Below are 12,890 nucleotides of genomic sequence, written 5' to 3'. Positions count from 1 at the left end.
ATCACCTATCCCTCCCATTAATTTTATAACACACATATGTACATGACTTATTTGCAATCTGTTTCTTTTTTCATTTAATATCTTTTTTTGCAAACTATGTCTTTTTTCCCATTATTTGTTCTTATCTTCAATACTAATAGACAATCTCCTGCCAAAACAGGTTGCTAATTCGTCGTAATATTTAGACATTATCCGACATTAATTTCCAGATTAGTCATAGATTATTGAACACTAAGGGCAATGGTTAAATAAGACTTTCATTGAATATGCTGCAATATTACATTTGCAATTTCCGCATACTCCTTCGGGGTAACAAATTTACGTGAATGAGGCCAAGGTGGTCCCTCAAGATTGGCATCATCATGATATCTCGGGATGATATGCCAATGCAAGTGTTCTTGTACATTTCCTAGAATGGCATAATTAATCATTTTAGGGCTAAAAGCCTTCTTTACAGCTTTAGCTACCATAACCATCTCTTCAGTTAAATCTAAACGCTCAACAGGATTAAGCTCATCGAATTCGGTTGTATGTCTTTTAAATATTACTACTGTGCGCCCCAAATAAAATTGGTCCAGGTTAACAAAAGCAATGCTCGACTTTTGTTCAAGAATAAAATTTGGATTTGACTTGTGCTGCGATAGGATGTCACAGAAAATACATTCCTTCATAAATCCCACTCCCATTTATTAAGCTATAATATTATGGTCTTCGAAAAGGGGACACAGGCATCATCCTCCGTCCCCTTTCAGCTCTACTTATGAATCTGTATGTTACCGCCAGATAATGCGTTTTCACCAATCAGTTCTCCATCTATGACAATCTTAAAGAAGTCAATGCCATTACCAGGCTCTCCGATGTCACTCACGAGGACTTCGAATTCGTGTCCTGACGAACCATTCAGTACTCCTGTACCTTTGATTGTTGCCATACTGTTAACCCTGTCAATAACTAATGAGGTAATTTCCTCACTGTGGAATTTATCCCCGTTTAAGTGATTATTAAACTCCAACTGTCCTGTTGGCGATATTTCGCCTTCACTAAACTTCACGGTAAAACCAAAGGACTTGCTTGCCTTCTTATCTTCAGAATCTATCCAACCGCCTCCGGTAACTTTACCCGGTATATTTTCATCTGCAGGTGGAGGAACGGGCGGATCAACAGGCTTTTCCGTCCCATGTATAAACTTGTTGCCATACAGACTTGCACTGAGGATCTGGGCATCACCTGTCTGTTCCTGGGGGTGATAGGCAAACCCCTCAATTATTCCGCTGCCATAGGGAAAGTAAAAGGCTCCAACACGGTAAAGGCCGGTATTCCCATCCCAGTCGCCATAACTGGCTGTATTAAGTATTACCCTAACCTCAGGACTTATTACCTGGTCAACTATGCATCCACCACCCATAGTATAAATGGACAGTGTTGACGGACCATAGTACTGGCTGATAAATTCCCCCACATTGTGAACATCGAAGTCGAAGATGCCATCCATGTTCCCTTGAACGGAAACATAACCCGGAAACAGGTAAGATAAGTTTTCCAAGGCTATATCGGTAAAGATTATTTCTCCGCCTTGTTCTGCAAAAGCCTTAAATTTTGTTTCCAAATCTGCAGAGATGCCGTACCAACCTGGGCAGTCTATGACCAGCACATCATAGCTGTCCAGCATTGCAGGATTTGCCTCAATATCCCCTGTCTCAACCATTTCATAGGGAATTTTCATCCAGTCAAGTACTTCTTCGGTATGACCCCAGATACCGTGAACAACAATAATTTTTGTTGCCCTTTCAACCCGGAAAACCTGGTCACTGGTAAAGGATTCTGTTAGAGTGTCTACAGTAACTGTTGAAAATGAAGCTAACACATCGGGAGGTATGTCTCCATCTACAAGAATCGGGCCGCCTGAATAGATGTCCCCATCAGGCTGGTTTACTGTTGTCATTGACACATCAGGACCTTCTATAATCCGGAAAATTGGGATTCCATTGCTGACAATCGCATGGGCCAGGCCAAATGCCTCAAGCCTGTTGTCCTGGTGATTATCCATTGGAATTACATGTGTTCCCGGATTAAACGTCTTTGTTTCATAGGTTTCGGCATATACAAAACCTGTTACTGAGAACAACATGAGAAGAGCCGCCACCACTAGATACAGGTACTTATTTTTCAAACCAGATCACTCCTTTCAATTTGTTACTTCTTAAAATCTTTGCTGCACTTACAGTACGAATACCAATCCCAGCAGCTGTCACAGATTACCCGTCCACAATGCGGGCAGCGGTTTATATTGTCCTTGTCGTTGTTGCAGAGACAACAATGGGCCACCAAAAACACCTCCTTTTAAAGAAATTCGGCTTTATTAAAAATGTACAATATCTACTGTGCAAGAAATTGATCATTACAAAATAAGCGCAAAAAAATAAGCCCTGCATCCGGACTGATTTCATCCGGGGCCAGAGGGCTTATAAAGAGTCTATTTAATTCATACTCGCCTGCTTAATTCCTCGGGGCTTTGGACAGAATCAAATTATCAACCTTTATTACCCCACAGTAATCGGCCAGGTCATTTGGAGTTATCACGAGACAAATTTCCCTGATATGTGTCCACTTCGTATTAGGAAAAGCAATGTCATTCAAAGGAAGACTGATCCACCTCCATTGGGCAGTCAGTTCTACCGAATACTTGACTATTTCCTCCAATGAATTTACATTCCGGGGATCAGATAACCGCTTAATTTCCAGGTTGATACTCTTTACGGCTGAATCAGCGCAAATCTCAAAACTCAGATTATAGCCGTTGTCAAAAAAACACCTCCAGTCCTCAGGCGGGTCCAGCCTTATGGCATAGCCGACAAATTTGGGCGGGACCGGGTAAAAGGTTTTGGGGCGAAAATCCAGGACCAGTTCCATTGCTTTTCTCGGCCCCCTGTTAAAGTATCTAACCTGCATAGAAGACGTATCACTGTTTTCGTGGTAAACATACCCCAAATCAAAGTTTTTGATGGGAACCAGTGGCTGAAGGGTGCCAGGCATCGGTTTTTCTTCCGTCGCCCTTTCTTTTGTCGGCATCATATCCGCATGGGTTGAGGCATCCTGGACGACATACTTCAATACTTTATCCGATTCCTCAAAAGGTATCACTTCATAATATCTGAGGCTCGGCGGGAGGTCACTTATATTTAATGAACCAACGATCACCGTAACAATGTTTCCGGCCTTACGTCCCGACCTCTTCTCATTTATAAAGAATCCCCATTCGCCTTCCACCCATTGAGACAGCACATTGTCAACACTGCTTGCTACAACTATCATGTGCTGAACCATGTCAAGGTATTTGTCAATTTGTTTCCTGTAATCGGAGTTACCCAGGGCAGGCAGGGACTCCCTACTGAAAAAGACAGGAACCCCCTTACCCCTCAGGAATTTGTAAATTTCTTCGGCGTAAGGAAAATCCTCACTTTTTGCACTGATAAAAACCATCGGCCTGATGTCTTCCGCTGCCATATCATCAATCCTCCGATTCAGAATTCTTCATTTAACAAATGTCTCTTCCCAATTATGGATAATTCTACAACAACTTAGAAAAACCTTCATAATATTTCCACAAATTCTTTTTTGGGGAAGGATTATTAGGTGCAATGACGAAAATGTATATTATTTTGCGGAGGAATAATATGTCATTAGGGTCACACTTTTATCAAATCAAATTAAGAAAACCGGCAGACCGGTCTGACAGCCCTTTCGTCAAGTTTCACCAGGAGATAGGTCAGGTTCTGAGTGCCTTTAAATTGCAGAATCCGGGTCTCATAATCATCCTTGTTAAGATTCACCCTTCCGAAATACAATTTTTTTGCAAATTACAGAAACCAATTCGGGAAGAAGCCGAAAAGGCTGGCAACGAATTGGCATCAGCCGTGGCCGGCGCTCTCACGCGGGAAACCGTTACAGCCATCATTGAACCCATTAGTCCTCAGGACTGTCTGGATCGACTGGATACAGTGGAATCGGACGAAGTAATCGTTCAGACTACGGATTTTAAAAATTTTGCAGACGAACTTAAAAGAGAGTGTCTTTATTCCATTATTGGCTCTCCCAGTGAAGAAGGTGAATATGAGGATGAGGAAGATGAGTTTGGTGAATTATCAACAGATGATTTTACAGAGGAATTTGGAGACGACCTTTCAGATATATTCGACGGCCTTGACGAGCCGGACGAGAAGACAAACCAGAAGACAGAAAATACCAGGAAGCCGTTACATTTAGACTCTCTTATTGGAGTTAAGGACTTTAAAAAAGAAATTGCTGCTATTCAAAAATTCTCTATTCTTAACAATAAACTAAAAAACCAGCAAAAGAAAAAAAGGGTTTTCCCAATCCATTATATATTCACCATAGGAACCGGAATGGGGCTGACCACAATGCTGAAAATTTTGGCCGCCAACCTGCACCACTTCGGTCTGGCCAAAAACTCTAATTTCATTGAATATGAAAGTCTCTTCTTTCAAAGCAATGACAAAAACGTATCAACGGTTTTCACAAGGAATGAAGACGGCTCTTACAGGGTTGACGATGATTATAGTGTTATTGCAATTAATATTACCCGGCAGATGGGTGACCCTCTGTTTAATGTAAGCAGGCTGATGGATATTATGTGGGATTACCGGGGGCGTGTATTATTTGTCCTGGTATTCGAAAAAGGCCTAAAGAGCCCCATAGAAAAGAATGTAATAGAAAAAATCCGGAAAAGCCTTAACTGCCATCACATCGAATTTCCGCCTTATTCCGACACCGAACTGCTGCTTATAGCCGGCAAGATCTTAAACAGTTACGGTTTTGCCTTTGATAAAGATGCAGCACAATATCTCCTGAAAAAAATCCAGGAAGTGCAGCGGGCCGGACAACTTGAGAACATCCGGTCTGTTCAGAAAATCATCGAGACAGCCCGTGTTGAAAAACTCTTCCGCCTGAATGAAGACGAAAGTGAAAACCTGGTGGGAATCCTCAATACAGAAGATTTTACCAAAAGCTTCGGGGACAGTGAAAAATCAAAGTCCGGTGCCTGGGCCCAGCTTGATTCACTGGTCGGTTTGGTTCCCATCAAAGAGAAGCTTAAAGAAATTGTGGCATACGCCAAATTCCAGCAAGTAATGCGAGACCTTGGACTTGAATCAGAGGCCGGTGACATTTGTTTCCACATGATGTTTTCCGGCAATCCTGGAACAGGGAAAACCACGGTAGCCAGAATTCTATGCAATATGTTCAGGGAAATTGGTTTTCTTAAAAAAGGAGACCTGATAGAGGCCGGCAGGGAAAGCCTGGTCGGCAGGTATGTCGGCCAAACCGCACCCCTTGTGATGGAAAAAATCCGGGAAGCCCAGGGGTCTGTCCTGTTTATTGACGAGGCATACAGTCTGTATGGAGCCGATGGTGATAAAAGAGATTACGGTTATGAGGCCCTAAGCACCCTTATTAAAGAAATGGAGGATAAACGGGACCGCTTTATCGTTATTATGGCCGGTTATACCAAAGAGATGAGTGAGCTTCTGGAAATGAATCCCGGACTTAAGGACAGGGTTCCTTATAAAATTGAATTTCCTGATTATAATGCCGGAGAACTTACTGAAATATTTATCAGTTGTCTGGGCAAAAAATTTGTTCTTGAAGACGGTGTCCGGGAAAAAATCTATCAGCTCTTTACCATTGCCCTGGAAAATAAAAATGAGAAGTTTGGTAATGGCCGACTGGCCAGGAACCTGGCGGAACGCCTGAAAGTTAAACATTCTATGGGCCTTTACAAAGCAAACTCTTTTACACATGAAGACCTGGTTACGATTAAATTGACAGATGTTGAAGCCTTATATGATGACAGTGACGTCAAACAACTACTGGCAGGTTCTGATGAATCATCTGCCAGGATTGGTTTTTAAGTTTCGGGGAGGAGCGGCAATGGTTAAACCTTATCTTACAAAGTTTCTGGAATACTGTGCCGATGATGATGCCTTCGCTAGAGAGAAAGAGGCCGGTAAAACCAAACGAAACTTCGCCATCATTATGAATGAACTTCAGGAGAAAAAACAGGACAGTGTTGTGAATCAAAGATACAGCCAAAATATCAGCTTGTGCAGAAAAATGACAGAAAATATGGGGATTGTCCATAATACAAACCTGGCAGGTGTCATCGGAATACTTGCAAACAGAGCCCTCTTGTCAATAATCGAGCTTGAGAAAAGAGATATAAGCTTTAATTACCGGGTATCCGCAACCGGCATCAATGAAGAAATGCATAGTTATGTCTTCGCTTACCCCCATAAGTCTGATTGGATATACGGGCTGTATGAGATAAGGTTTACAAGCCAGGTGGAATCTATCCCCAATGCCTATTTCCTGCCAAAAATCCAGCTGCAGCATGAGTCTTTCCAACCCTGTGACTGCTTATTAGCCCTAAGTGACTGGCGTACATACCTGGCTGAGTTTATCGCCGTCTCCCTGGATAACCCGGAGGAATATTTTAAACTTTTCCCGGTCTACATGCGTCCGGAGTTTTTGTTTGAAGACAGGATAGACATTAAGTACATAGAAGGAATGACCTGTAAAGGGAAAACAGCTTTTGAGGAACTGGTAGAAAGAATTACCTCTGAATTCGGCCCTCAATCTGAATTCCTGAAGATGATCACCTATACCGAATAAAATGCATAACCACTAATACAGCGGTTTTGGGAAGGACTGTCTTCAATGAAAGATATAAGACTGATTGCCATAGAATATCCCTTCTTCATCTCCTATGCAGAAAGCGAACCGGTTAGTGCCTGTGGATTATGGGAAGATGACCTTTGCCTTTATACAAACAGGGGCGAGATAATTAAAATGGCCGAGTATTCATCCTATATCGGCACAGTAAGACATGTTATTGATGAAGGCCGTTATGAATGGACGGATTTGACCATAAAGCCAGGCCAGATTGTTTCAAGAGACTATGATTATGACATTATGTTAGACGGTATCCAAACTGAGCCATTTCAGAAACTGCCCGGTGTAAATAATAAATCCATGAGTACTGTGACATTGAAGTTATTTAATGAGTTTTTGAAAAAAGCCAATTCCAACCATAAGGATATGGTTGAAGCTCTCACCATTTCATTCCATAACGGGCTCTTTAGGAAAGAAATAGAAGAAATTGTGCAGAATGACGTTATCAATGGCTTATCCAACCTCCAAAAAGAGATGATAGTCAGGTGCAGACTTGAGGGAAAGGGTTTTATTATTAACCATATAAAGGAACTGCTGGACTCGGAAAAATACGATAAGCTTATTGAAATCAACTATTTCTTCAGGAAGTTGTTTGTGCTGGAAATCAATGACTACCTGTCTTTTTCATAAACCATAATCCGATTTCTCAACAGGAGCGAGCGGGGGTTTATTTATGTCGATACTGCGTGTTATTGCCTTAGAAACGGCCGGTATACTGGATTTCGATTCCTCAGAGCCTGTAATTGCCTGTGTCTATAAACACGGCAAATTATTTGTTTATGACACATATCAAAATTTATACTACCAGCCTGAGTACTTCGAAACCCTTGACGGAATAACTTATCTAACAAAAAAGAGGAAATACAGCTGGACAGATTTCTCCATAAAAGCCGGACAGGAAATCTCCAGGGATTTTGACGGTAATGTCCTGGTTGACGGGGAACCCACAGATTCACTTAGACCACTTGATTGTCCTAAAAAAGTTATCAGCAGAAAATCCCTGGCTTTATTTGAAAAGTTCCTGGAAAAGTCCAACCGAGATGATTCAGATACATTACAGGAAATCAGGGAGGCATTTTGGCAAGGTACCTTAGCCGATGATGTCCTGAAAGCCGTTGCCGCCAATCCTGTGGACACTTTCAGCAATGAGGATATGGAGATGATTGTAAGGACCAGAATTGAAGGCTTCCCTTTTATCACTGCCAAACTAAAAGAGGCCGCCTCCGGTGCAGACCCCTTGAAAATACAGTATATTACCTTTTTGTTTACCCGGATTTTTAAGTTGGAGTACGCCGGGTATATTAGTTTTGAGGGATGAAAGCTTGGCATTAAATGCCTGGCGGCTTGGGTCTTTTATCCAGCATCCTTTTCCACCACGGCAGGGCCTCCCATTTTTTTAGAGCCAGTTGGTACCTAATACTTAGCCTGGCTTCTTTTTTAGGATTAACCCTAACTCGTGGTTTCGGTTTCATCTTTATCATCATTTTAAAAAGTATTTGCATTAATTTAAGTTGCTTTGACAGTAATATTAATCCCCAATTCATTTTCATGCCATATTCCTTCATATGTGCAGCTGCCTTAAGACATATCTCCAGGTAATGTAAAGACCGTTCTTCTTCATCATTATCTAGTTCTTGAAAAAGATTATGGCTTGTTTCTATCAGTAGACGCGGATATTCTTCGCTATCCGGAAATCGCCGGTGCAGTCCTTCTAATATTCCCACAGCCTCTTCATAATACTCTAAAGCTTTAGAATTATTCCCCTGTTCCGAATAATAACCTCCTAGTTTGTTATAACATTCTGATAGTTCATATGCATAATTTTTATTCTCAGGGAAGCGGGTATGCAGTTCTTCAAGTATTTGCGAAGATCTCCTGTATTGTTCCAGGCATTGGTCACGGTCCCCCTGTTTATAATGACAATCTCCCAACCTCTCATAACTTATCAATAGATTACGGGGATAAATTATACTTTCAGATACGCTGTGATACAATTCCTCACTGATTTCCAAATCCTTTTTATAATATTCCATAGCAAGGACATTATCCCTTCGCGCAGAATAATAGTCTCCCACCCTGTTGTAGATTATTGATAGGTTGTCTGCATTCATTATGCCGTCCGGAGCACTGCGATACAGTTCCTCACCTGTCTCCACAGCCTTCATGTAGTAGTCCCGGGCGCAATTCCAGTCTCCCTGTTTAGTGTAACATTCCCCCAGTCTCCTGTAACTCATTGAACGGGATCGTTTGTATTCTCTATTTTGGGGAGCACCCTGGTAAAGTTCTTCAATTATTTTACAGGAAATCTCATATTGCTCCAGGCTGCCTGCATGGTCTCCCCGCTCAATGTAATAGTCACCCAGCAACCCGTGAACATTCCATCTTCCACGTGAATATTCGGCGCTGTCAGGGGCACGGCGGCACAGGTCTTCAATTATCTTCAATGCCTTTTTAAAATAATCCAATGCGTAAGCATTGTTTCCCTGCTCACTGTTATACCCTCCGAGTTTAGTGCAGGCCACACAGAAACCTTGTGCATGAACTGTACTATCCGGGACTAAGAGATACAATTCTTTGATCCCCTGAAAAAACTTTTCATACAGTTTCTGTGCGTGGATATGGTTTCCCATTATAGTGTAATAATCTCCAAGCCTCTCATAGCTTAAATATAAATTCCGGCGGTATTCTATGTTGTCAGGAACGCGGCAGTGAAGGTCTTCACTGACTTTTAAAGCCTTTTCATAGTACTCCCTTACACGAGAAAAATCCCCCAGTTGTTTGTAAAAATCCCCCAGCTTAATACAACTTACCAACAGGTTCAATATGTATTCTGTACAGTCAGGAAAACTGCGTAAAAGTGTCTCAACTATCTCCAAAGCCTTCTCATAATGTTCAAGCACAGCATCATGATTTCTGTATTCACAATAGAAGTCTCCAAGTTTTTGGTAACATATTGAAAGGTCCACTGCATATTTGGCGTTATTGGGAGAGGAATGGAACAGATCCTTATTGATTTCCAATGCCTTCTTATAACACTCCACTGCGTGAACCCGGTCTCCTTGTTCCGTTCGGTAATCGCCTATTTTTATATAAAGCACAAACATGTACTGTTTATATTTCAGATTATCTGGATTAATTCTGTTAAAATCCTTTTCAATTGCCAATGACTCTTCATAGTATTCCAATGCGGAAATACGGTCTCCCTGCTCTTTGTAATAATCTCCTAACCTTTGATAGCTTATCAAGAGACCTGCAGCATAATCTTCCCGTCAGGCAACAGATTCGTAAGGTTGTATAAAGCCTGCTTATTTTCGTCCATTATAGTGATTCGTGCTGATATATCTATGTAATCTTTAATTATTTCTGCCAGGTCAAAATTATATCTCTCACAAATTGAATATATTTCATCATTGTCCAGACCATCCTGCTTTAATAAACCTGTTACCCAATCCAAACCGAAATTGACATTGTTTCCTGCTCCCTCAATGATAATCTCTGCTAAAACCTTGGTGGCTCCGGCTAATTCTTCTTCCTGTAGCTCTCCACCATAATACCGGGCCGCCCGCATTTTATCATCTGCCATATAGTAATGGTACATCAATTCACTTTGCCGCAGGGGGTCTTCCGGTTGAAGGGTCTCAAGATAATCTACTGCCTGGCTGTGTACGCGAAGCCTATCTTGTTTATCCGCTAGGTATCTCTCTTCCAGGCTTACCCTAGCCAAGTCGTGGGTAAAGTCCCAGTAACCCTCCGTACCCCTCTGGATCAGGTGTGCACGGATATACCGGCGCAAAGCGGCAAACTGCAGGCTGTTCCATTTTATACCCTGCCTTTCCAGCAGGTTACGCAGATCAATCTCGCGTAGTCCATACCTGCTGGCAGCCAAAAACCTGAATACCGCCCTGACCCACACCTCCCCAAAGCTCTTTTCCGCCCGCCTGAGGAGATAGGCATACCCTTCTTCTATCTCAGGCGGGAACTTCTCTGCCACATTGATGAGTAAAGCATGTAGCTGGGCCTCAGGGTTGCCGGTAAACTGGTCTGCTGCGGCAAAATCATCCTGATCCAACAACAGCAGTTCTTCTATGATGATTCGCACCCATAAGGGATTGCTGTAGGATGGGGTTTGATCACCCCGCCTCTTATCCCGTATTACTTTTATTACATCGGGAGAGATCGTCTTTCCGTATTGTTTACCTATGGATTCGATTATTTGCCTGGTATCTGTTTCGTTAAGGGGAGGTAACTCCTGTACTTTAAACCCCCGGCGTTTTCCCAAAGTCCGGGTTTCTTCACCAGGTATGGCTGTAACTATCAGCCTGGCATTCTCAGGCCATATTTCCGGCAACCATGTCATGTACCGTGCGGCAGATGTCCGCTCAAACCGGTTTAAAGCATCCAGAAGACAGACAACCCTCTTATCAACCGCTGCCCTTGAGAGCAGGTTGGCAAATAGGGTCTTAGTTTCTTCCATGGTCTCAGGTTTCTGCTCAGGAATCTCCAAATAGCCGGATAATTCCTCTATCCAGCGTAACAGCATGTCCCTGATACACGAGGAAACAGGGCTGACTCCCGCTACATGGGATAAAACCATGCACCCGTATTTATCCAGCTGCTCATTCAGTTTTGCAAACAAGGCGCTTTTCCCTGACCCGGAACCACCTGTGATAACAGTGCCCCAATGCTCCCGCCCGGGAGCAGACAAAGCTAATTCCTCCAGTTGATCCAGCAAGTCTTTGCGCCCCTTGAATGTGCGAACCCTTTCTTCGACAAATTGAGATAATATGTTTCTTTCCCGTTCCTGCCAGGTGGTATCAGGCTTCTCAGCTAAGGCCTTAGTCTCCTCGTCCAGGGCTCCCCACAGGTCTTCCAATACCATATTGCCAAATTCCTTAAGACTACTCTCCATAATACCATTTTCAGTGCTGTCCCATTTGGCCGTATAAGTGCGGACTTGCCCTGGCAGTTCGCTTTTTATCCGTTCTTTCAGGCCCTTTAATCTTTCTCTGGCATCTTTTGCCTGGGGCCGGTTGTTGAATTCTTCACTATACTGGGCAGCTGTTTCTAAAGGCTTTGCAGCATATGGCAGAGGGTTACGAAAATAGAAGAAACTACGTTTCCGCTGTTTGGGACTATCCAACACTCCAAATTCTATTTCCAGTGCAGTAACGCTTTTGCCTTTTATGTCTACATCCGTTTTAAAGTTTTTTTCCTGCATGGCCGCCTTCATTCTGTCCTCCGACGGCACCCAACCATAACGATCACCCAGGAGGATGATAAGAAATGGGCGGCAGCGCTCAATTTCGTTTAGACACAGTTTTAGCACCAGTAGTTCTTTCTCTTCCTGATTTCGTTTGTCGAATGTATCCACACCCCAGCGAAGATCGACGGTTTCCAGATAATGAAACCGTTTTCGCAATCTTTCGGCTAACTCAGGGAATACGTTTTTATTCAGGTAGTCACGCTCTGCCTGCATATCACGGAATGTGCTGGAGACGAATACAGGGCGGGTATACCATTGTTTTAATTTGGCTTTGGGCCGGTTACGTCCTTCCATATCAGTTTTCGTTCTCATCACCCTCCAACTGTTCCAGCAAATCAACAAGCGGCTGGTCCATATACATATCATGTTCCTTCATATACAGCAATGCCTCATAACACACCTTGAAATATCGTTCAGCCTGCTCTTCATCATCTGACTCATTATAATAAGCAGCCATCTTACAATAAGATACTACCAGGTCCCGCCTGTATTCAGCACTGTCAGGATCCAGCTCTACCAGGGCCTCAAATATAGCCAGTGATTTTTCGTAATATTCCAGGGCCTTTGCGCCGTTACCCTGGCTTTTGTGATAATATCCCATACGATTATAGCTTACAGACAGGCCCCGCCGGTAATCCGCACTGTCAGGGTCCAGCTCTACCAGGGCCTCTCTTATAGCCAGAGATTTTTCGTAATATTTCTGGGCTTTCGCTCCGTTACCCTGGGTCATGTGATAATCTCCCAGTCTTTCATAGCTTACAGACACGCCCCGCCTATATTCCGTACTGTCAGGGTCCAGCTCTACCAGGGCCTCAAATATAGCCAGTGATTTTTCGTAATATTCCAGGGCCTTCGCGCCGTTACCCTGGCTTTTGTGATA

At 42.9% G+C, this 12,890-nt stretch carries 10 protein-coding genes; 4 read left to right on the top strand and 6 right to left on the bottom strand.

All coding sequences use genetic code 11. From position 1 onward, the window contains the following. Window positions 1-257: 257 nt before the first annotated feature. The 3 genes from Ga0451573_RS10300 to Ga0451573_RS10290 all read right to left on the bottom strand — a co-directional run bounded on the left by Ga0451573_RS10300 (window position 258) and on the right by Ga0451573_RS10290 (window position 3,504). Window positions 258-671, bottom strand: a complete 414-nt coding sequence (locus Ga0451573_RS10300) for an HIT family protein (protein ID WP_231683929.1) — start codon at window positions 669-671, stop codon at window positions 258-260. Between the two features lie 83 nt (window positions 672-754). Next, on the bottom strand, window positions 755-2,170 hold the full coding sequence (locus tag Ga0451573_RS10295) for a post-COAP-1 domain-containing protein (protein ID WP_231683927.1): 1,416 nt from the start codon (window positions 2,168-2,170) through the stop codon (window positions 755-757). A 326-nt stretch (window positions 2,171-2,496) separates the two neighbouring features. After that, a complete protein-coding gene (locus Ga0451573_RS10290) occupies window positions 2,497-3,504 on the bottom strand; it encodes a toll/interleukin-1 receptor domain-containing protein (protein ID WP_231683926.1) in 1,008 nt (335 codons plus the stop codon). A 170-nt stretch (window positions 3,505-3,674) separates the two neighbouring features. Between Ga0451573_RS10290 and Ga0451573_RS10285 the strand changes: the two genes are divergently transcribed. The 4 genes from Ga0451573_RS10285 to Ga0451573_RS10270 are packed head-to-tail and all read left to right on the top strand — an operon-like array spanning window position 3,675 to window position 8,065. Beyond that, the gene (locus Ga0451573_RS10285; RefSeq protein WP_231683924.1) at window positions 3,675-5,927 is read left to right on the top strand and encodes an AAA family ATPase; all 2,253 of its coding nucleotides are present in this window, start codon (window positions 3,675-3,677) and stop codon (window positions 5,925-5,927) included. Window positions 5,928-5,946: 19 nt separating this feature from the next. Further along, entirely contained in the window at window positions 5,947-6,687 is a 741-nt protein-coding gene (locus Ga0451573_RS10280; RefSeq protein ID WP_231683922.1) for a hypothetical protein, read from the top strand. 45 nt (window positions 6,688-6,732) lie between these two features. Then, entirely contained in the window at window positions 6,733-7,377 is a 645-nt protein-coding gene (locus Ga0451573_RS10275) for a hypothetical protein (RefSeq protein ID WP_231683921.1), read from the top strand. 43 nt (window positions 7,378-7,420) lie between these two features. Continuing rightward, a complete protein-coding gene (locus tag Ga0451573_RS10270; RefSeq protein ID WP_231683920.1) occupies window positions 7,421-8,065 on the top strand; it encodes a hypothetical protein in 645 nt (214 codons plus the stop codon). A 10-nt stretch (window positions 8,066-8,075) separates the two neighbouring features. On the opposite strand, the gene Ga0451573_RS10265 is transcribed toward Ga0451573_RS10270, so the two are convergent. The 3 genes from Ga0451573_RS10265 to Ga0451573_RS10255 all read right to left on the bottom strand — a co-directional run. Beyond that, entirely contained in the window at window positions 8,076-9,992 is a 1,917-nt protein-coding gene (locus Ga0451573_RS10265; RefSeq protein ID WP_269438215.1) for a tetratricopeptide repeat protein, read from the bottom strand. Then, complete coding sequence (locus tag Ga0451573_RS10260; protein WP_231684103.1) at window positions 9,989-12,322, bottom strand: DUF4062 domain-containing protein; 2,334 nt, start codon at window positions 12,320-12,322, stop codon at window positions 9,989-9,991. The genes Ga0451573_RS10265 and Ga0451573_RS10260 overlap by 4 nt, the downstream gene beginning before the upstream one ends. After that, window positions 12,306-12,890: DUF2753 family protein (locus Ga0451573_RS10255; protein ID WP_231683918.1), on the bottom strand; the 585-nt coding region annotated here is incomplete at its 5' end. The genes Ga0451573_RS10255 and Ga0451573_RS10260, both read right to left, overlap by 17 nt.

The sequence above is a fragment of the Phosphitispora fastidiosa genome (genome assembly GCF_019008365.1).
GTDB classification, from domain to species: Bacteria; Bacillota; Thermincolia; order Thermincolales; family UBA2595; genus Phosphitispora; species Phosphitispora fastidiosa.
This window is presented reverse-complemented; position numbering and strand designations above follow the sequence as displayed.